This window comes from Bradyrhizobium sp. CIR18, from assembly GCF_014198295.1.
Taxonomy (GTDB): Bacteria; Pseudomonadota; Alphaproteobacteria; order Rhizobiales; family Xanthobacteraceae; genus Bradyrhizobium.
In genome coordinates this window covers 1-19,315 of the sequence record NZ_JACIHF010000004.1, presented here as the reverse complement: position 1 = coordinate 19,315, position 19,315 = coordinate 1, and the positions used below count along the sequence as shown (strand labels likewise).

Genomic DNA, 19,315 nt, shown 5'->3' with positions numbered 1-19,315 from the left:
CTAGCTTGAGAAGACCGCATTTTCGCCGCGTGGGGCCCGTTGCGGCGCCGATTCGGCGCTTGATACACTGTGGGAACGAATCAGCGGAGTTCCCACATGGTTGCGGACAGCGACAGCAACATCGCCTGGCACCGGGTCCAGTTGAAGAAGAACCGCGCCGAGTTGAAGGCGCTGGAGACGGCGCGCTTCACGATGGGCGAGATCGCCTCCTCGAAGCGGAACGGCCAGACCCAGAAGGCGATCGCGGAACTCAAGCGCAAGATCGCCCAGTCCGAGCGCGTGATCGCCGATCACGACAAGCGCACGCGCCGTCCGCTCGGCACCGACATGCAGAGCCTCAGCAACGGCAGCTGGAGCCATTGGGACGCCTATACCAACCAGCAGCAACGCAAGACCGGCCAGCGCTCGCCGGGGCGTGGATAGATCGCCGTCTCCTCGCGCGGGTTCCGACTTGCGCGTTGGCCCGCCCATACCATTTGGGTGAGACGCCAGCAATCACTCCGGTGATCCCATGACAGCGCGCCTCGATTTCACCAGCGAGGCCTTCTTTCGCGATCCGCCCAAGGCGATCGCGGCGTTGCGCATGTCCGGTCCTCTCGTCGCGACGCGATTTCCTCTGGTCGGCGATGTCTGGATCACCACGACCCATGACGCGACGGCTCAGGTGCTGAAGGACGGCGCTACCTTCACGCTGCGCAAGGAGGATGGTGACGTCGCGGGTCTGCGCTGGTGGATGCCGAGCTTCGTCAGGACCATCGCCAACAACATGCTGACGATGGACGAGCCTGACCATACCAGGCTCCGCAGCATCGTGGACGAGGCCTTTCGCCGTCGTGCCATCGTCGCGATGGAGCCGCGCATCCGTGCCATTGCCGACGGCCTGGCCGACGAGCTGTTCGCGGAGGGACGGCCAGCCGATCTGGTCCAGCGCTACGCGCGCATCCTGCCGCTCGCAGTGATCTCCGAGCTTCTGGGATTGCCTCTGGCCGACCGGCCCAAATTCATCGCCTGGGGCAACGCGATGTCCTCGCTGACGAATGTCGTCAGCTTCTTCCGCTTGCTGTGGGCGTTCCGAAAGATGCGGAGCTACCTGGAGCAGCAATTGCAGGCCGCGCGCGTGCAGGGCGGCGAAGGCCTGATCGCCGAGCTGGTCCAGGTCGAGCGCGAGGGTGCCCAGATCACGCCGGATGAAATGGTCTCGATGGTGTTTTTGCTGCTCGCAGCCGGCTCCGAGACGACCACGCATCTTATCAGCGGTTCCGCCTACGAGCTGCTTAGGAGTCCTGGCCTCCGCGATTGGCTGGAGCAGGACTGGAGCCGTGTCGGGCTTGCGGTGGAGGAGTTTCTTCGCTTCGTGTCACCGGTGCAGTTCTCCAAGCCACGCTATGTGCGGCGGGACGTCGAGGTCGAAGGCGTGCGTCTGAAGAAGGGCGACCGTGTCATGGTGATGCTCGCCGCCGCCAACATGGATCCGGCGATGCATGATCACCCTGAAAGCCTCGATCTCGAGCGCAAGCCGAACCGTCACCTCTCGTTCGGGACGGGAATCCATTTCTGCCTCGGCCATCAGCTTGCGCGGATCGAGGTGGCCTGCGCGCTGGAAGCGCTGTTCGTGCGCTGGCCGAAACTTGGTCTGGCCGTCGACCCCTCGCAGATCCATTGGCGCAAGCGCCCGGGGATTCGCATGATTGCGAAGCTTCCCGTCACGGCCGAGATCCACGGAACATTTGCCGCTGCGGCGCCAGCGATGGCCGATCGTTCTCCCGTGCGGGCGGAGTGAAGCTCTCTCCTTCGGCAAATCGTCGCTGACCATGATCCGCTCGGAACGGCCTGCGGCGCTTGCTGTTGTCCACCGGGACCTGAGGCACGCGACGGAACAGTTCCGGGCCCAGAAGTCCCATCTCTCGAAGAGGTTGGATCATGACCAGCAAAATGCCGAATGTTCCGCCGGCCAATCAGAGCCGGAAGGGAACTGGCGACACCAAGCAAACATCGGCCGATCAGACTCCGCGCGGTCAGCAGCGCGCGGAAAATCCGGACCAACAGGGACAGCAAGGCAACATCAAGCAGAACACGACCAATCAGGGATACCAGCAAGACCGTTGAGGAGGCGACATTCATGTCGACATCCACCAAGACACCCAACAGCATTCGCCAGGGCGGCCCCGGCGCATCGCATGAGAACGCGAAGGCGCCGCTGGAAGTGAAGAAGCCGCCTGCGGACGATGAACAGCGAAGCCACAGCCGCGTCTCCGGTGGTGGAGGCGAGCAGGATTCTCATCACCGCCACGACGCGGCCGGCAAGGGCGGCGGCAGGTGACGATTGGAGATCAGAATGCAAGGCAGAAAGACCCACGAACAGCAGGTTCGCATTCTCGAGCGCAAGCCTGACATTCCCGATGCGAGGGAGCTCGATCAGGCATCCGGCCGCAACGTCGAGGGTACCGCTGCTCATCGCGCGCGGCCGGAAGCTCGACACAGCGAATTTCCGGTGAGCCGCGGCGGCCTCAACCAGGAAAGCGACCACAACAAGCACAACGACTCCGGCCAGAGCGGCCACAAGCAGCCGAAACCGACAGCGGCGCAACAGAAGCACTAGAGAAGATCACGGCCAAGAGGAGAGACTGATGCCAGGTGGGCACGGCAGCAAGACGCACTTCAGATCCGGCATGCATGGCAAGGGCGACGGCACCGGTGCATTGACCGATGTGCCCAAGGAGAAGATCGGCGATAACATGGTCCTGTCCAACCGCGACAAGGCCCAGCATTCGGACATTCGCGGCATGGACGGCAAGTCCATTCAGACCGAACAGTATCAGGATCACGCAGCCAACCGGCTCGACGAGACGCCGGAGACTGACGAGACCTGAGAGGGGCGTTCCTCCCGCTGAACTCGCGGACCGGTCTTCAGCCGGTCCGCTTTTTTGTCGGCACGAGGTCGCGCTCCCAGCCGAACACGGAGCGGCCGTCGAGGTCGGGTGAGGCCCCGCGCTCGCCGGCGATATAGGTCTCGACGGACGGGCCGCGCGCGGTGCGTTCCAGCCGCCGCGCCTGGTCGTCGAGGCGCCTGATCGCCTGCATCTCTTCGTCACGTCCGAGCTTGGCGCTCTGGATCGCGCCCTTCAGCACGCGAATGGTCTCGTCGTAGACCTTGATCGGGACAGGGTAGGGATGCCGATCCTTGCCGCCATGGGCGAGCGAGAAGCGCGCGGGATCCTTGAAGCGATAGGGCGCGCCGTGCACGACCTCGGCGACCATCGCCAGTGAGCGCACGGTGCGCGCGCCGACGCCGGGCGTCAGCAGCAGCTCCGGGAAATCGACCGGGCCGCGTTCGGCGGCTGCGGCGAGGGTGCCGTGCAGGCGCCGCGCGAACACATCCTTCGGCCGGACATCATGATGCGCGGGCATGATCAGATGCGGCAGCATGGCCTGCGCAGGCTCGGGCGCAGTCCCGGTGAGCCGCTCGAATTCAGTGAGGATGCGATCGGGGCCGAGATCGCTGAGGAGCTCGAGCTGCGCGCTACGCGAGATATCGGCGCGGTGGTCGGTCAGATTGACGATCTCGCCTTGTTGCGGGCCGTCGATCGCGCTGTGCGGCGCATCGACGAAGCTCTTCAGCGCCTCGGAATGCCAGTGATACCGGCGGGCCTGCCGCTTGTCGCCGTTCATGCCTTGCTGCACCACCGTCCATTTGCCGTCGGCGGTCACGAAGAAGCCGTGGAGATAGAGATCGAAGCCGTCCTGCACGGCCGCGCTGTCGACCTTCGCCACCAGGCGGCTGGCGCGGGTCAGCTTTGCGCCGTCGAATCCGACGCGGTCGCCGAGCTGCATCAACTCGTCCGGCGTCTTGCGCGAATGCTGGCCGCGTCCGCCGCAGACATAGATGCCGAGCTCATCCTGGAGCGGCCCGAGCCCGCGCTTCAGCGCGCCGATCACGGACGTGGTGATGCCGGAGGAGTGCCAGTCCATTCCCATCACGGCGCCGAATGACTGGAACCAGAACGGATGCGACAGCCGCTGGAGAAACGCATCGCGGCCGTAATGATGCACGATCGCCTGCGTGACGATCGATCCGAGCGAAGCCATGCGGCTCGCAAGCCACGGCGGAACCCGCCCGGTGTGCAAGGGAAGATCGGCGCTGCCGGTACGTCTGGTCATCGTGCCCCGAAATTAGCGCAGTTCGGCGACGGTTGCATCTGCGGAATGCTGCGTTGCACGAGAGAGGGGAGCCAAGCCGGCCGGGAGGCGTTGAGCGGGCTACGCGAATGCAATGACGGGGACAATCGATGAATCTGCAGGCCCTGATGGCCGACATCGACAGGATGTTCGGCTGGATACCGTCGTGGTTTGTCGGCCTCGGCCTGGTTGTCGGCGCGATCTTACTTGCGCTGTTCGTCTACCGGGTCGCCGTATGGCTGCTCGCGCGCGCCTTCGGAACCCGCCTTCCGCTGCTGAGCGTGTTCATCGACCGCACCGCGGGCCCGGCCCAGCTGGCGCTTTGCCTGGCGGCCGTCGCATTGGTCCTGCCGCTTGCCCCGCTCGACGACATGATCCGCACGCCACTGATGCGCCTGTTCGTCGTGGCCGTCATTGCCCTGATCGGCTGGATCTCGATCCGGATCGTGGACATGAGCGCGGCGCGGTACTTGCAGAATTTCCGCGATGTCACCGAGAACTTCGTCGCGCGCAAGCACGTCACGCAAGTTCGCGTGTTCAAGCGCGTCACCGATACCATCATCGTCGTCATCACGGTGTCCACCGCGCTGATGACGTTCGATTCGGTGAGGCAATACGGCGTCAGCCTGTTCGCCTCCGCCGGCGCGGCCGGCATCATCGTCGGTCTTGCCGCACGGCCGCTGCTCAGCAACCTGATCGCCGGCCTGCAGATCGCGATCACGCAGCCGATCCGCATCGAGGATGCCGTGATCATCGAGAACGAATGGGGCTGGGTCGAGGACATCGCCTCGACCTACGTCGTGATCCGGCTGTGGGACTGGCGCCGCATGGTGGTGCCGCTGTCCTATTTCATCGAAAAGCCGTTCCAGAACTGGACCCGAGACACCGCCTCCCTGATCGGCGTGATCGCGCTGCACGTCGATTATCGCGCCGACGTGCCGCGCATCCGGCGTTGGCTGGAGGATGCCGTGAAGCAGTCCAAGCTCTGGGATGGCGCGGTGGTCAATCTCCAGGTGATCGACGCGGACTCCCGGACCATCGAGCTACGTGCGTTGGTCAGCGCAAGAAACGCCCCGCAATCCTGGGACCTGCGCTGCGAGATCAGGGAAAAGCTCGTCGCCTTCATCCGCGACGAGATGCCGGAGGCGCTGCCGCGCGAGCGCGCGATCCTGATCCCGTCGGCCGACGATGATGCCGATCTCCTGCGGCCCGTCGCGCGGCCGGAGAAGATGCGGGCGAGCGCGCAAAATTGACCGTCCGAGCGATCAGCGGGCGCCGACCACGGCCGCGCCGGCCTGGCGGTCGGAGCGCGGTCGCCGCTTGCGCAGTTTACGTCGGGCCCAGATCAGGAGACCGGTCGACAGCAGCGTGAGCAGCGCGATCGACGTCACCACATTGAGCGACGAGGCGATCAGGGCCGACCAGTTTCCCTCATGGATCAGGCGCGGCCAATTGCGTGGCAGTGGCGTGACCTCCGATGAATTGACGGCATAGGCGCGTAGTTCTCCTCCGTCATAGATTCGCGCCATCATGTGGCCGCCGCGCATACCGATCGAGATCACGTGCGTGAGATCGTGGGAGGCCGCGACCATGCGTATCGCGTCGGGCAGGGCGAGGGGACGGCCGCTGCCGGCCGGAACGCCTCCGCTCTGAAACGTCAGGCCGAACGCCATGCACAGGCCGGTCAGCGGGCTCAACAGGACGAGCGGCAGCGCGAACCAGGCCGTGCCCTTGTGCCATCCGGACAGCGTGTTGCGCAGCCGCGGCAGTCCCATGAGGCTGCCGAGCAGCATCAGGATGACCATGGCGATGGTCGAGCTTGTCACCAGCCACGCCTGGCCGAGCAGCCGTTCATGCGTGATCCGCGCCCACCGGAAGAGATCGATCGGGCCGGAGCTGGCCGCAGCGGGTGCGCCGGTCACGAGGTCGATGGCCGGCGCGCCGGAGCCTTGCAGCGTCATCCGCTGGCTAGCCGCATTGATCGAAAGCCCGCGCGCCTTGTTGTGTGGATCGTACGTCTTCACCAGCTCGACGACGCGCGCGGCATCGATCGCCGGACCGCCGATGCCATTGGCTTGCATCAGCGGCTCGAACGCCAGGATCAGGCCGGTGGTGATGATCGCGAACAGGGGAAGCGCAAAGACCAGCGTGATCCAGCGATGGAGTGTCAACAACAGGGGTTTGTTCATTCTTCGGTCTCCGGCGATCTTGGCACTGGTCGCCTAGCGCAGCCCCGAAGACAAATGACGCTTTGTCCACCTTGCCGCGTTGATTTGCAGCAAATGGACGCGAGGCTATCGCGATGCTGCGATCGCCAATCGTTCGCAGGTTTTCGAGAGACTGCAGCAGCTGCGTCGTGCGGTCTCGCTCGGCGAGACCTACTTGCGCGTTACCTTCATCGCGCCGCGCAAGCCGGCCTGACGTTGGATCGTCTCCAACGCGCCGGACGACTGTTTCTCCGCAACGAAGCTGTTGAGCAGGGACAGCGCCTCTTCGCGTCCTCTGGGGATCGCGATGGCCATGTGCTCCAGGCCCCAATTGCCGTCGAGAATCCTTGCGCCCGGCATCTGGTCGGACATTTCGAACAGCGTCGGCTTGTTGGTCGCGTAGAGATCGATCTCACTGCTCCCGAACATCGCGATGGCGGCCTTGACGCTTGCGGCGGGAACGATGGTCGCGTTCTTGAATTTTGTCGGCAGCGTGCGCTCGGAGGTCGAGCCTTTGGTGACGCCGATCTTCACACCGGGCTTCTCGATGTCCTCGACCTCTCTGATCGGCGAATTCGCCGGGACGAGAAAGCCGAGCTCGATTGCCAGCACGGGCTGGCTGAAGCTCACCTCGTTGGCGCGGGCCGGCGTGGCGTTGGTCACGGTGAAGTCGATCTTGCCATCGTGGATCGCGCTGACGATGTCGGCAACGCGCTCGAACCTGACATAATCGACGCCAACGCCGAGCCGCTGGGCGAGCTCGGCGCCGAGATCATAGGCGAGGCCGTGCGGCTTGCCGACGGCATCCGTCACCATCGAGGTCGGGCTGCCCGGATAGATGCCGACGCGCAAGCCCGCTCGGCGCCAGCAGCTTTGCCTCGCCGTCGGCGCGCGCGGACGCGCCGAACAGGCTGATGATTGCGGCCACCAAAAGGGCGGTGCGGGCGAGGCGTCCAGAGAAGGCCCTCATGCAAAGAGCCTCACTGCGCGCGGATGTTGGCCGCCTTCAGCACCGGCTCCCATTTGGTCGCCTCGGCGCGCATGTAGGCGTCAAACTCCTTGGCGGAGGAGCCGACCGGAGCGGCGCCGATCTTGCCGAGCGTCGACAGCACGTTCGGATCCTGCAGCGCCGCCTTCAGATCGGTCTCGAGCTTCGCCACGATCTCCGGCGGCATTTTTGCCGGACCAAGCACGCCCCACCACACCGAAACGTCGTAACCGGCGACGCCGGATTCTGCGACGGTCGGGACGTCAGGTAATGCCTTGGAGCGTTCAGCCGAAGTCACCGCGAGCGCGCGCACCGGACCGCCTTCGAGCTGTCCGATCGCTTCCGCGAGCGGATTGATGCTGAGCGGGATCTCGCCTGCGATCACGGCCGTCAATGCCGGCGCGCCGCCCTTGTAGGGGATCGCGACGATCTTGCTGCCGGACATGTGTTTCAGCAGTTCGCCGGCCAGATGCGCCGAGGTACCGTTTCCGGACATGCCGTAAGATAGCTTGTCCGGCTCTTTCTTCGCCGCAGCCAGGAGGTCGCCGAGCGTCTTGTAGGGACTGTCCTTGGCCACCACGATCGCGAGCGGTGAGGAGGCGACTTCGGTGATTGCGGTAAAATCCCTGAACGTGTCGTAGGGCACGCTCGGATAGATGAACTGGTTGAGCGGATGGCCGCTCGCGACCAGGATCAGCGTGTAGCCGTCGGGCGCGGCCTGCGTCAGCGCCTGCGAGGCAACGATGCCGCCGGCGCCGGGACGATTGTCGACTACTGGCTGCTGACCCCAGGACTTGGCCAGCGCCTGGCTCAGCGTGCGCGCGAGCACGTCGACCGCGCCACCGGCCGCGTAAGGCACGAGGATGTGAACCGGCTTGCTTGGATAAGTGTCGGCGGCCTGCGCGGCGCTGCCCGCGAGCAGCAAACCGGCGCCCAGCAACAATCCGCCGATTGTCTTGTTCAAACCCAGCATTTTCCCAGCACTCCTTGCGGGCGCACGCATCCTTGCATCGGTCTTCCAGGCCGTCCGGATGCCGCCCATGGTTTTTGTTGACGAGACCTGATCTTTTGTACGATAGTACAAATCACATGGTACGCAAGCCCACCAGCAAGGAAACGGCCCGCAAGCCGAACATGCGCGAGGCAATCCTCGCCGCGGCCGAGGAGCTGTTCGCCACCAACGGCTTCAACGCCGTCTCGGTGCGCGACATCGCGCAGGCTGCCGGAGCCAATCCCGGCAGCGTGACCTATCATTTCAAGACCAAGGACGGCCTGCTGCTGGAGATCTACCGGCGCCATTGCGGGCCGATGAATTTGCGACGTTCGGAGCTGCTCGCCGCCGCCAGGCGGGTGCGCGATCTCCAGGACCGGCTGGAAGCGATCGTGCGCGCCTATGTGGTGCCGGCCTTCACCTCGGGCAGCGACCTCGCCGGCGGGGGGGCGCGCTTCACGCGGCTGCGCGCCGTGATGTCGGCCGAGGGCAACGAGGTCGCGCGAAAAATCATCGCGCAGACCTTTGACGACACCAGCCACGCCTTCATCGATGCGATCCACGAGAGCCTGCCGCACATTCCGCGCACCGACATCGTCTGGCGCAGTCACTTCCTGCTCGGCGCACTCTATTACTCGTTGGTGACACCGGATCGCGTCTCGCGCCTGTCGCGCGGCGAGGCCGATGGCGGCGATGCCGCCAGCGCTATCGAGCAGCTGGTGCAGGCCACGGTCGCCTCATTCCAGGCGCCGCCGCTCGATCATGCCGCGCCGGCGCGGCGGCGGCCGGTCGTCAGCAGCAAGACTTGAAAGAAGCCACCCGAGGGGAGGCGCGTAACAGCGCTTCCGCTCGCAGGCGGACGATGTGACAGGGTGTTGGGAACATGAACAGGCGGGAGTGCTTGCATCTCTTGACCGGACTGGCCGGTACGGCGCTTGCGAGCGAGGCGTGTGCGCAAGGCGCAGAGCCGAAAGCGATGTCGACGATCACGCCGCCGGACCCAAATCCCACGACGCCGTCGTTCAAGCTGCCGGCAAAATCCTGCGACAGCCATACCCACATCTTCGGGCCGGCGTCGCGTTACCCCTTCGCGGAAAAGCGTCCCTACAACACGGCTGATGCGCCACTGGAGGCGTTCCGCCGCGTGCACGAGACGATCGGCGTCGAGCGCTGCGTCATCGTGAATGCGACCGTGCACGGCACCGACAATCGCGTCGTCACCGACGCCATCGCCCAGAGCGAGGGGGCCTATAGGGGCATCGCCAACGTCAATGACGAGATGACCGAGAAGGAGCTGGCGGCGCTCGACAAGGCCGGCATCTGCGGCTGCCGTTTTGCCTTCCTCAGGCGTCTCGGCGGCGTCGGCGATATGGGTAAGTTCCAGCGCATCGTGCACCGCGTTGCCGAGCTCGGCTGGCACATCGACGTCTATTTTGAGCCGGGCACGATCGCCGAATTCGCAGGCCTCCTGACTGCGCTGCCGACGCCTTATGTGATCGATCACATGGGCACGGTGCAGGCCGGGAAGGGGCTTGACGATCCCGGCTTCACCGCGCTGCTCGACCTTCAGAAAAAGGACGAGAAGTGCTGGGTCAAGATCACCGGCCTCGAGCGCGCCTCCGCCGTCGGCAAGCCGTTCCACGATGCGGTGCCGTTTGCCAAGGCGCTGATCGACAACGCGCCCGATCGCGTGCTCTGGGGCACCGATTGGCCGCACCCTAACGTCAAGGTCATGCCGAACGACGGCGAGATCGTTGACCTGATTCCCCTCTACGCGCCCGACGCAAAGGTCCGGCAAAAGCTGCTGGTCGACAATCCCGCACGCCTGTTCAAGTTCACCTGATGACGATGATGTACACACCCACCATTCCGCCGCCCGATCGGAACACGCGCACGCCGAAGTTCAAGCTGCTAAAACTGTCCTGCGATGCGCACTGCCACATCTTCGGGCCCGGCTCGAAATACCCTTACGCGCCTGACCGATCCTACACGCCGCCGGATGCGCCGCTGGAGGATTTCCGCGCGCTGCATGCCAAGATCGGTGTCGAGCGCGCCGTCATCGTCAATGCCAGCGTGCACGGCACCGACAACAGTGTGGCGCTCGATGCGATCGCGCAGAGTAACGGTGCCTACCGTGCCGTCGCCAATATCGACGACACCATCACCGAGCGCGGGCTTCGTGCGCTGCACGAGGGCGGTTTTCGCGGCTGCCGCTTCAATTTCGTCCGCCATCTCGGCGGCGTCCCCGACAAGGGCGTGTTCGATCGCGTCATCGCCATGGTCGCGCCGCTCGGCTGGCACATCGACCTGCATTTCGATGCGATCGACCTGCCTGATTATGCCGACATGCTGGCAAGGCTGCCGCTGAGTTACACCATCGACCACATGGGACGGGTGAAGGCCTCCGAGGGGCTCGACCAGCTGCCGTTCAAGATTTTGATCGAGCTGATGCAGCGCGACGAGAAATGCTGGGTCAAGATCTGTGGCTCGGAGCGGGTGTCCTCCAGCGGTCCGCCCTTTACCGACGCGGTGCCGTTCGCGCGAAAGATCGTCGAGACCGCGCCCGACCGCGTCATCTGGGGCACCGACTGGCCGCATCCCAACGTCAAGGTGATGCCGAATGACGGCGACCTCGTCGATCTGATTCCGCTGTTCGCGCCGGAGCCGGAGTTACAGCAGAAGATCCTTGTCGACAATCCGGCGCGCCTGTTCGAGTTCGACCGATGACGGTGCTCGCGATCGACAAGCCGCGCGGGCGGCCCTGGTGGAGGGAGCTCTGGATCCAGGTGCTCATCGCCATGGCGGCCGGCATCGCGCTTGGGATCGCCAGTCCGGAGGCGGGCGCCGAGATGCAGCCGCTCGGGGATGCCTTCATCAAGGCGATCCGGATGCTGATCGCGCCGATCATCTTCTGCACCGTCGTGCACGGCATCGCCCACATGGCCGATATGGCGCGGGTCGGGCGCGTCGCGGTGAAGGCGATCGTCTATTTCGAGATCATGACCACGATCGCGTTGATCATCGGTCTCATCGCGATCAATTTGCTCAAGCCCGGCGTCGGCATGAACATCGATCCCGCCAGCATCAATGCCAGCGCGATCGAGCCTTATGTCAAGCAGACCAGCGTCATCGGCTTCGTGCCATTCCTGATGAACATCGTGCCCGCGACGTTCATCGGCGCCTTCGCCGAAGGCAACATCCTCCAGGTGCTGTTCATCTCGGTCCTTTGCGGCTTTGCGCTGGTGCAGCTCGGCGAACGGGCCGCGCCGCTGGTCCATCTGATCGACATCGCCGCAAAAATGGTGTTCGCCGTCGTCGGCTTCGTGATGTGGGCGGCGCCGATCGGTGCATTCGGCGCCATCGCCTTCACGGTCGGCAAGTTCGGCGTGGGATCGCTGGCCTCGCTCGGCAAGCTCCTCGGAGGCTTCTATCTCACCTGCGTGGTCTTCATCGTCGTGGCACTCGGCCCCGTCGCGCGGCTCTGCGGCTTCTCGCTGCTCAAGCTGATCCGTTACATCTGGGAAGAGCTGCTGATCTGCATCGCCACGACGTCGTCGGAGACGGTGCTGCCGCGGATGCTGACCAAGCTGGAGAAGGCGGGCTGCGAGAAGAGCGTGGTCGGGCTCGTGATCCCGACCGGCTACTCCTTCAATCTCGACGGCACCTGCCTCTACCTTGCCGCGGCCTCGGTGTTCCTGGCGCAGGCGACCAACACGCCGTTCGGGCTTGCCGAGCAGATCGAGCTCTTGCTGATCCTGCTGGTGACCTCCAAGGGCGCGGCGGGGATCGCGGGCGCCGCCTTCGTCGTGCTGGCGGCGACGCTGTCGGCGACCGGCACCATCCCGGTGACGAGCGTGGCACTGGTGCTCGGCATCCATCGCCTGATGTCGCAGGGGCTGACGCCGACCAATCTGATCGGGAACGCGGTCGCGACCATCGCGATTGCCAAATGGGAAGGCGCGCTCGACGGCGAACGGCTGAGGCGCGTGCTCGACGGCGAGGAACACGTGGCCGCTGCGATCCGATGAATTGGCTTCCGGCGCGACGCAGGCGGTCTATGATGCTTACGAACAAGAGAGGGGAGTTTCTCCCATGAAGACAGGTCTCGTCATCACCGCCCATCCCGGCGATTTCGTCTGGCGCGCCGGCGGCGCGATCGCGCTGCATGCGAAGAAGGGCTATCGCATGAAGATCGTCTGCCTGTCCTTTGGCGAGCGCGGCGAGAGCCAGTTTGCCTGGAAGGAAAAGGGCGCGACGCTGGAATCGGTCAAGGCCGGGCGCAAGGACGAGGCGGAGCGGGCGGCAAAGCTGCTAGGCGCGGAGATCGAGTTCTTCGATTGCGGCGATTATCCCCTCAAGCTGACCGAGGCGCATTTCGACCGCATGGTCGACATCTACCGCGAGCTCAATCCCAGCTTCGTGCTGACCCACGCGCTGGAAGACCCTTATAATTTCGACCACCCGAACGCAGCGCATTTCGCCCAGGAGACGCGTGTGGTCGCGCAGGCGATGGGTCACAAGCCCGGCGCGCAGTACAAATATTCGGCGCCGCCGGTGTTCCTGTTCGAGCCGCATCAGCCTGAGCAGTGCAACTACAAGCCGGATCTGCTCCTCAAGATCGATGAGGTCTGGAAGGAGAAGTACGAGGCATTCCAGATCCTCGCCGCGCAAAAACATCTGTGGGGCTATTACGAGCGCGTCGCGCTCAACCGCGGCATCCAGGGCAGCCGCAACACCGGCGTGCCCATGACCTATGGCGAGGCCTATCAGCGCCTGTTCCCAACGGTTGCGGAGGAGCTGGCATGAAGCCGGTCGTCGTTCGCAATATCAAGCGTGCCGATCCCGCCGGAATGGCGGCGTACGGCGTCTCGACCGTGCACGAGGCTTACGGGCGCGTGGGTCTGATGAAGCCCTATTTGCGCCCGGTCTGGGCGGGCGCGTCGATCGCCGGGCCCGCCGTCACCGTGCTGGCGCAGCCCGGCGACAATTGGATGATCCATGTCGCCGTCGAGCAGTGCAAAAAGGGCGACATCCTCGTCGTCGGCTGCACCACCGACAATACCGATGGCATGTTCGGCGAATTGCTGGCGACCTCGCTGCAGGCACGCGGCGTGCAGGGGCTGATCATCGATGCCGGCTGCCGCGACGTCAATGCGCTGCATGAGATGAAATTTCCGGTATGGTCGCGCGCTGTCTCGGCCAAGGGCACAGTCAAGGCGACGCTCGGCTCGGTCAACATTCCCGTGGTCTGTGCCGGCGTCAATGTCGATCCCGGCGACATCATCGTCGCCGATGACGACGGCGTCGTCGTGGTCCCGAAGCGCCATGCGGCCGAGGTCGCCGGGAAGGCGAAGAAGCGCAACGCTGACGAGGGCGGCAAGCGCAAGCGTCTCGCTTCGGGCGAGCTTGGCCTCGACATGTACAGCATGCGCGAGGCGCTGGCGAAGGCCGGGCTCGTCTATGTCGACAATCCCGAGGACGTCTGAAGATTAGCGGAGCGGGCGGATGGATCGTCTCAAGCTGAAGGCCGTGCTCGGCAATCATCCCCACGTGCAGGCGGTGAAGAGCGGCGCGTTCCGCTCCGATCTTTTCGATCTCGACTTCATCACGTACACGCCGACCAACACCGCGTTCAAGCCGATGGTGCGGGAGCAGGCCTTCGATGTCTGCGAGATGGCGATTGTCACCTACCTGATGGCGAAAGCCCACGGCAAGCCGCTGGTGCTGCTGCCGGCCACAATGCTTGGTCGCTTCCAGCATTCCTATGCGCTCTACAATCCCACGAAGGGAACGCTCGGACCGTCCGATCTCGAAGGCAAGCGCGTCGGCATCCGCTCGTTCACGACGACGACCGGCGCCTGGATCAGGGGCATTCTCGCCAACGATTACGGCGTCAATCTCGACAAGATCCGCTGGGTCACCTTCGAGGATCCGCACGTCGCCGAATATGTCGACACCACCGAGCGCGCGCCGAAGGACAAGAATATCCTGCAGATGCTGCTCGACGGCGAGCTCGACGCAGTTCTCGGCGAGACCTCTGATAGTCCCAGGCTGAAGCCGCTGTTCCCGGATCCGGCCGCGGAGGCCGCGAAATGGTACGCCAAGCGCGGTGTCGTACCGGTCAATCATCTCGTGGTCGTGACCGAGCAACTGGCGAGAACGCGTCCCGGGATCGTTGCGGGCGTCTATGATCTCCTCAAGCAGAACAAGGTGCAGGTGGGGCCTGCGGCAACGCCAGATCTTGTCCCGTTCGGGATCGAGGTCAACCGGAAGCCGCTGGAGTTGATCGTCGACTACGCATTCCAGCAGGCGCTGATCCCGCGCCGCTATGCGGTCGAGGAGCTGTTCGACGAGACGACCCGAGGATTGAACTGATGGTGGATCCGAAACGATGGCAGATCGGGCTTATCGGCTATGGCGAAGTCGGCCGTATCCTGGCCGAGGATTTGCGCCGGCAGGATATCAAGGTCTCGGCCTATGACATCAAGCTCGGTGGCGAGCAGGGCGCGCCGCTGAAGGAGCATGCGGCGAAACACGGTGTGACGCTGGCAGCATCTCATGCTGAGCTGACCGCGAAATCAGATTTCATTATCTCCGCTGTCACCGCCAGCCAGGCCGTGCCGGTGGCGAAGGCCTGCGCCGCTGCGATCAACCAGGGCACCTGGTTCCTCGATTTCAATTCGGCCTCTCCGGGCGCCAAGCAGCGCGCCGCGGCGCTGATCGACGGCGCCGCCGGCCGCTATGTCGAAGGTGCCGTGATGACCTCGGTGCCGCCCTATCGCATCAAGGTGCCGTTGCTGCTCGGCGGTCCCGGCGCGAGAGAGTTGGAGCCGCTGCTCAACGCGATCGGCTTTGCCGCCAGGGTCGCGAGCGACAAGCTCGGCGTGTCCTCCGCGGTGAAGATGTGCCGCAGCATCATGATCAAGGGCCTGGAGGCCATGGTCATCGAGAGTTTTACGACCGCGCGCGCCTATGGAGTCGAGGATGCCGTGCTGGCCTCGCTCGCGGAAACCTTTCCCGCGATCAACTGGGAGAAGCAGGGCACCTATTTCTTCCAGCGCGTCATCGAGCACGGTCGCCGACGCGCCGAGGAGGTGCGTGAGGTCGCCGAGACCGTGCGTGAGGCGGGACTGACACCATGGTCCGCGCAGGGCACAGCCGAGCGTCAGGCCTGGGTCGCTGATCTCGCCGATGAAGGGCTGTTCGGCGCCAGGGGCACCAAGGAGTTCGCGCGCAGCGCTGATTGGCGTACCGAGGCAGATCGAATCCTGAGCAAGATCAAACGCTGACGCCGAACGCGTAGGTTGAGCTCAAAACCCTGCCGCGGTCGCGATAGTTCGAGATTTCGTCACGGGCGAGCTCGATCAGGTCGACCAGGCATTTGGCCTCGCGGACGACCTGCTCCTTGGCGGGCGCGGTGCGGAACTCTGCGAGAATCATACGGATGCACTTGTCGGCAGTATCCAGCGTCCAAAGCGCGCGGGTCATGTCGTCCTGCGTGTGGATCGCCGAGATATCGAGGCCAGATAGGACTTCGCCGATTCCCTTCAGGCGCTTGACGGCCGTTTCCGCCGGCGAGTCGGCCCGAATGGAGCGATAATCCATGCTACTGAATGCGCTGAACATGTACATGCTTCCCCACTGAACAGGTCGTTCAGTGCGTCCCCTTAATATGATCCGGGCGGCCTGTTGTGCAATGCGCACAGCTACGGTCCGGGATTCTACCGGGCTCGGACTTGGGAGGAATCGGCGCGAAACGTCCGATGATCAGCCGTGTTCCCGACGATTTTACCGTTGGAGCTTCGACCGGAAACCCGTTCAGGCCCTAGGCCGGAACAGCGCGGGCCGCTGCCGTGCGAACGTCTGTCGGCCATCCTTGAAGCCCATCATGACGTCGGGCAGCTCGGCGATGGCGAAGCGGCTGTCTTGCGTATCAAGCACGATGAGATCGGCGGGATTGCCGACCTTGATGCCGTAATCGTGGAGGTTCATCAGCCGCGCCGGCAGCTCGGTCACGAGATCGAGGCAGGTGTCGAAATCCCTCACCGAGGCGTGCGCGACATTGGCGTAGAAGTTCGCCATCCGCAGCAACGAGGCGTCGCCGAACGGCGTGAAGGGATTGAGGACGTTGTTGGTGGCGACCGAGCAAACCACGCCGTCGCCCGCGAGCTTGTGGGCGAGGGTCAGCCCGCGTGGCGCGTTGTGGGTGGCGTCGCGCCCCATCAGATAGAGATCGGTCGCGGGCAGCACGGTGACGGCGACGCCGGCTTTCGCCAGTTGCACCGTGGCCGTCTTCATCCGCTCCGGCGGCAGGGCCGAGAGCTTTGTCGCATGGCCGATCGTGACGCGGCCGTGATAGTTGCGCCGCTCGGTCTGGCGGCAGACCTCGTCGAGATGCCACCAGGAAGGATCGAGATCAAAGTCGAGATGGAGATCGACGTCGACGTCGAATTCCTGGGCGAGATCGAAGATGCGCGCAAGATGCGCGGTCGGATCGGTGTCGGTATAGGGACAGCCGCCGATCGTCTCGCCGCCGTCGCGCAGCGCCTGGACCAGGAGCTCCTCAGCTCCGGGATCGTTGGTTAGCCCCTCCTGCGGGAACACGCAGAGCGACAGGTCGAGCGCCCATGCATAGTCGCGCTTCAGCGCCTTCACCGCCTCGAAGCTTCGCAGACCGATCCGCGGGTCAATCTCCACATGCGTGCGCATGCGCGTCGTGCCGTTTACGATCGCGCGTTCGAGCACCTTGGCGCCGCGCGTGTAAACATCCTCGACGGTGAAGTCGCGTTTCATCGCCGACACGGCCCGGATGGCGTCACCGAGACTGCCGTGATCGTGGCCGCAGCGGTCGAGCAGGCAGGCCTTGTCGAGATGGATGTGGGTGTCGACGAAACCGGGCAGGGCGAGATGCCCGCCGATATCGACCTCGACGGCTTCGCAGGCGAGGTTCGGCGCGATCGCGGCGATCCGGCCGCCCTTCACGCCGATGTCGACAGGCGCGGCGGATGATCGCAACAATGCGTTACGGAAGATCAGGTCGAAGGCGGGCTGGGTGATCATGGCTCTTGCGGACGGAATTTAGAGCAATCAGCCGGGATCGGCGGCTCCAGATTGTCGGCAGTGTAGCGAGGCAGATGTTCAAAATATATGCATGGATTCGGCGACAGTGGCGGTAATATTCCGCGAACCCGGGAGAGCCTGCCATGTCCGTTGCCGCCAGAGCCGAAACTGCTGATTTGTCCGACGCCGCGATCGTGGAGGCCTATCTCACGGCATCGATGATCCCCGATCCCGACGCTGCGGCCGCCTATATGGCGCCGGGCACCGTGATCACCTTCACCGGCGGGCGCGAGTTCGATCATCCGCGCGGCCCGACCGGCTTCAACGCCAAGCGCTACCGCTGGGTCAAGAAGAGGATGGACCGGTTCGATGTCTGCCCCGGCGACGGCGAGACCGTGGTTTACAGCGTCGGCACCCTCTACGGCGAATGGAAGGACGGCACTCCATTCGAGGGCAACCGTTACATCGACCGCTTCGTGGTGCGCAACGGCAAGATCACCAAGATGGATGTCTGGAACGACAGCGCCGAGCGCATCCTGGTCCAACGCGGCATCGACGCGTAATATCCGTCTCGGCACAGGCGGAGCCAAACGGCCGCTCGTCATATCGAAAGCTGCGATAGCTGATAGGCGCGAGCCCGTCTGGCGGCTGGCCTGCGCCTGCGCTATCAAATCCCGCGATCGCGCCCGGGATGGAGGCGCGAGCCCCCTTTAGGAGCAGCCGATGCGTCTACCCACCGTTATCCTGGCCCTGACATGTCTTGCGGGCGCAGCTTCAGCCGAAGATCTGTCGGGCACGCTCCAGAAGGTCAAGGAGACCAAAAAGATCACCCTGGGCTATCAGGAGGCCTCGGTCCCGTTCAGCTATCTTGACGGCAACCAGAAGCCGGTCGGCTTCGCCATGGACATCTGCCTCAGGATCGTCGACGTCGTGAAGAAACAGCTGGGCATGCCCGACATCGTCGTCGACACGCTCGCGGTGACCTCGTCGAACCGGATCCCCTTGATGGTGAACGGCACGCTCGACCTGCACTGCTCGGCGACCACCAACAACGCCGACCGCCAGAAGCAGGTCGCCTTCACCAACACGCATTTCCTCAGTGCGACGCGGTTCGCCGCCAAGAAGGCCGCAAAGATCAACACCATCGACGATCTCAAGGGCAAGGCGGTCACGGCCGTGGCCGGCTCGGTCAACCTGACGCAGCTCGCCAAGGTCAATACGGAACGCAATCTCGGCATCAGTCTGATGCCGGCGAAGGATCAGGCCGAAGCCTTCCTGCTCTTGGAAACCGACCGCGCCCAGGCCTACGCACTCGACGACGTGCAGCTCGCGGTCGCGATCGCGCGCTCGAAGGAGCCGCAAGCCTTCATGATCAGCGAGGAGGCGTTCTCCAAGCCGGAGCCCTACGGCATCATGCTGCGGCGGGAGGACGCGCCGTTCAAGGCGCTCGCCGACCGCGCGACTGCGGAGCTCTATGCAAGCCCGGAGATCGAGGTGCTCTACAAGAAATGGCTGCAGTCCCCGACGCCGCCGAAGGGCCTCAACTACAACGTCCCGATGTCGCCCGCCTTGCGCAACGCCTTCAAGAAGCCGAGCTGGAGCGCCGATCCGGACGTGTATCTGGCGAACTGAGGCGAGAGGTTGCGCATTACTGTGCCCTCTCCCCTTGTGGGAGAGGGCAGCTCCGTTCGTAGACAAAAGCTCACTTGCGTGAGGGGTATGTCTCCGCGCGCGAATCTCTAGTTTCGTGCGTGCGGATAGATACCCCTCATCCGGCGCTTCGCGCCACCTTCTCCCACAAGGGGCCTGTTGCGTTATCGGTCTTGGAGGCTGAGGACATGAGGAGAGAGGGGCGCGGTCACGGCAATTGCCAGCCAAGTCTGTAGTGTTCGC

23 protein-coding genes are annotated in these 19,315 nt (G+C 64.3%); 17 read left to right on the top strand and 6 right to left on the bottom strand.

Going from position 1 to position 19,315, the window contains the following annotated elements:
* Nucleotides 1-96: 96 nt before the first annotated feature.
* The 6 genes from GGD65_RS15965 (at nucleotide 97) to GGD65_RS15940 (ending at nucleotide 2,870) form a co-directional block, all read left to right on the top strand.
* On the top strand, nucleotides 97-423 hold the full coding sequence (locus GGD65_RS15965; RefSeq protein ID WP_018320980.1) for a hypothetical protein: 327 nt from the start codon (nucleotides 97-99) through the stop codon (nucleotides 421-423).
* A gap of 88 nt (nucleotides 424-511) precedes the next feature.
* Nucleotides 512-1,780, top strand: a complete 1,269-nt coding sequence (locus GGD65_RS15960) for a cytochrome P450 (RefSeq protein ID WP_183235878.1) — start codon at nucleotides 512-514, stop codon at nucleotides 1,778-1,780.
* 140 nt (nucleotides 1,781-1,920) lie between these two features.
* Nucleotides 1,921-2,106 (top strand): hypothetical protein, encoded by a 186-nt coding sequence (locus tag GGD65_RS15955; protein ID WP_018320982.1) that lies wholly within the window; start codon nucleotides 1,921-1,923, stop codon nucleotides 2,104-2,106.
* A 13-nt stretch (nucleotides 2,107-2,119) separates the two neighbouring features.
* On the top strand, nucleotides 2,120-2,320 hold the full coding sequence (locus GGD65_RS15950; protein WP_018320983.1) for a hypothetical protein: 201 nt from the start codon (nucleotides 2,120-2,122) through the stop codon (nucleotides 2,318-2,320).
* A gap of 15 nt (nucleotides 2,321-2,335) precedes the next feature.
* Complete coding sequence (locus GGD65_RS15945; protein ID WP_183235877.1) at nucleotides 2,336-2,599, top strand: hypothetical protein; 264 nt, start codon at nucleotides 2,336-2,338, stop codon at nucleotides 2,597-2,599.
* A gap of 28 nt (nucleotides 2,600-2,627) precedes the next feature.
* On the top strand, nucleotides 2,628-2,870 hold the full coding sequence (locus tag GGD65_RS15940; protein ID WP_018320985.1) for a hypothetical protein: 243 nt from the start codon (nucleotides 2,628-2,630) through the stop codon (nucleotides 2,868-2,870).
* A gap of 37 nt (nucleotides 2,871-2,907) precedes the next feature.
* Here GGD65_RS15940 and GGD65_RS15935 read toward each other — a convergent pair whose 3' ends face one another.
* On the bottom strand, nucleotides 2,908-4,158 hold the full coding sequence (locus tag GGD65_RS15935) for a DUF763 domain-containing protein (protein ID WP_183235876.1): 1,251 nt from the start codon (nucleotides 4,156-4,158) through the stop codon (nucleotides 2,908-2,910).
* A 128-nt stretch (nucleotides 4,159-4,286) separates the two neighbouring features.
* Here GGD65_RS15935 and GGD65_RS15930 point away from each other — a divergent pair, with 128 nt between their 5' ends.
* Nucleotides 4,287-5,429, top strand: a complete 1,143-nt coding sequence (locus GGD65_RS15930) for a mechanosensitive ion channel family protein (RefSeq protein ID WP_183235875.1) — start codon at nucleotides 4,287-4,289, stop codon at nucleotides 5,427-5,429.
* A gap of 12 nt (nucleotides 5,430-5,441) precedes the next feature.
* Here the strand turns inward: GGD65_RS15930 and GGD65_RS15925 are convergent, their stop codons facing one another.
* The 3 genes from GGD65_RS15925 to GGD65_RS15915 form a co-directional block, all read right to left on the bottom strand.
* Complete coding sequence (locus GGD65_RS15925) at nucleotides 5,442-6,365, bottom strand: PepSY domain-containing protein (protein WP_183235874.1); 924 nt, start codon at nucleotides 6,363-6,365, stop codon at nucleotides 5,442-5,444.
* 189 nt (nucleotides 6,366-6,554) lie between these two features.
* Nucleotides 6,555-7,235 (bottom strand): ABC transporter substrate-binding protein, encoded by a 681-nt coding sequence (locus GGD65_RS15920; protein ID WP_246783296.1) that lies wholly within the window; start codon nucleotides 7,233-7,235, stop codon nucleotides 6,555-6,557.
* A gap of 128 nt (nucleotides 7,236-7,363) precedes the next feature.
* Nucleotides 7,364-8,344 (bottom strand): tripartite tricarboxylate transporter substrate binding protein, encoded by a 981-nt coding sequence (locus GGD65_RS15915; protein ID WP_183235873.1) that lies wholly within the window; start codon nucleotides 8,342-8,344, stop codon nucleotides 7,364-7,366.
* 116 nt (nucleotides 8,345-8,460) lie between these two features.
* On the opposite strand from GGD65_RS15915, the gene GGD65_RS15910 reads away from it, so the two are divergent.
* The 8 genes from GGD65_RS15910 to GGD65_RS15875 all read left to right on the top strand — a co-directional run bounded on the left by GGD65_RS15910 (nucleotide 8,461) and on the right by GGD65_RS15875 (nucleotide 15,651).
* A complete protein-coding gene (locus tag GGD65_RS15910) occupies nucleotides 8,461-9,171 on the top strand; it encodes a TetR/AcrR family transcriptional regulator (protein WP_183235872.1) in 711 nt (236 codons plus the stop codon).
* A 74-nt stretch (nucleotides 9,172-9,245) separates the two neighbouring features.
* Nucleotides 9,246-10,205, top strand: a complete 960-nt coding sequence (locus GGD65_RS15905) for an amidohydrolase (RefSeq protein ID WP_183235871.1) — start codon at nucleotides 9,246-9,248, stop codon at nucleotides 10,203-10,205.
* Nucleotides 10,205-11,089: an amidohydrolase gene (locus tag GGD65_RS15900; RefSeq protein ID WP_183235870.1), complete on the top strand. Its 885-nt coding sequence runs from the start codon at nucleotides 10,205-10,207 to the stop codon at nucleotides 11,087-11,089. The genes GGD65_RS15905 and GGD65_RS15900 overlap by 1 nt, the downstream gene beginning before the upstream one ends.
* Nucleotides 11,086-12,390, top strand: a complete 1,305-nt coding sequence (gene dctA / locus GGD65_RS15895; RefSeq protein ID WP_183235869.1) for a C4-dicarboxylate transporter DctA — start codon at nucleotides 11,086-11,088, stop codon at nucleotides 12,388-12,390. Before GGD65_RS15900 ends, dctA begins: the two co-directional genes overlap by 4 nt.
* Nucleotides 12,391-12,454: 64 nt before the next feature.
* The gene (locus tag GGD65_RS15890; protein WP_008552603.1) at nucleotides 12,455-13,168 is read left to right on the top strand and encodes a PIG-L deacetylase family protein; all 714 of its coding nucleotides are present in this window, start codon (nucleotides 12,455-12,457) and stop codon (nucleotides 13,166-13,168) included.
* The gene (locus tag GGD65_RS15885; RefSeq protein WP_179730910.1) at nucleotides 13,165-13,848 is read left to right on the top strand and encodes a 4-carboxy-4-hydroxy-2-oxoadipate aldolase/oxaloacetate decarboxylase; all 684 of its coding nucleotides are present in this window, start codon (nucleotides 13,165-13,167) and stop codon (nucleotides 13,846-13,848) included. Before GGD65_RS15890 ends, GGD65_RS15885 begins: the two co-directional genes overlap by 4 nt.
* A gap of 19 nt (nucleotides 13,849-13,867) precedes the next feature.
* Nucleotides 13,868-14,737 (top strand): ABC transporter substrate-binding protein, encoded by an 870-nt coding sequence (locus GGD65_RS15880; RefSeq protein WP_183235868.1) that lies wholly within the window; start codon nucleotides 13,868-13,870, stop codon nucleotides 14,735-14,737.
* Nucleotides 14,737-15,651: a DUF1932 domain-containing protein gene (locus GGD65_RS15875; RefSeq protein ID WP_409362742.1), complete on the top strand. Its 915-nt coding sequence runs from the start codon at nucleotides 14,737-14,739 to the stop codon at nucleotides 15,649-15,651. The genes GGD65_RS15880 and GGD65_RS15875 overlap by 1 nt, the downstream gene beginning before the upstream one ends.
* On the opposite strand, the gene GGD65_RS15870 is transcribed toward GGD65_RS15875, so the two are convergent.
* Together GGD65_RS15870 and GGD65_RS15865 are read right to left on the bottom strand one after the other, a co-directional pair.
* Nucleotides 15,641-15,988 (bottom strand): hypothetical protein, encoded by a 348-nt coding sequence (locus tag GGD65_RS15870; protein ID WP_183235867.1) that lies wholly within the window; start codon nucleotides 15,986-15,988, stop codon nucleotides 15,641-15,643. The genes GGD65_RS15875 and GGD65_RS15870 overlap by 11 nt on opposite strands.
* A gap of 192 nt (nucleotides 15,989-16,180) precedes the next feature.
* Nucleotides 16,181-17,422 (bottom strand): amidohydrolase family protein, encoded by a 1,242-nt coding sequence (locus GGD65_RS15865; RefSeq protein WP_183235866.1) that lies wholly within the window; start codon nucleotides 17,420-17,422, stop codon nucleotides 16,181-16,183.
* A 143-nt stretch (nucleotides 17,423-17,565) separates the two neighbouring features.
* Here GGD65_RS15865 and GGD65_RS15860 point away from each other — a divergent pair, with 143 nt between their 5' ends.
* Complete coding sequence (locus tag GGD65_RS15860) at nucleotides 17,566-17,985, top strand: nuclear transport factor 2 family protein (protein WP_183235865.1); 420 nt, start codon at nucleotides 17,566-17,568, stop codon at nucleotides 17,983-17,985.
* A 160-nt stretch (nucleotides 17,986-18,145) separates the two neighbouring features.
* On the top strand, nucleotides 18,146-19,054 hold the full coding sequence (locus tag GGD65_RS15855; RefSeq protein WP_183235864.1) for an amino acid ABC transporter substrate-binding protein: 909 nt from the start codon (nucleotides 18,146-18,148) through the stop codon (nucleotides 19,052-19,054).
* The last annotated feature ends 261 nt before the right edge of the window (nucleotides 19,055-19,315 follow it).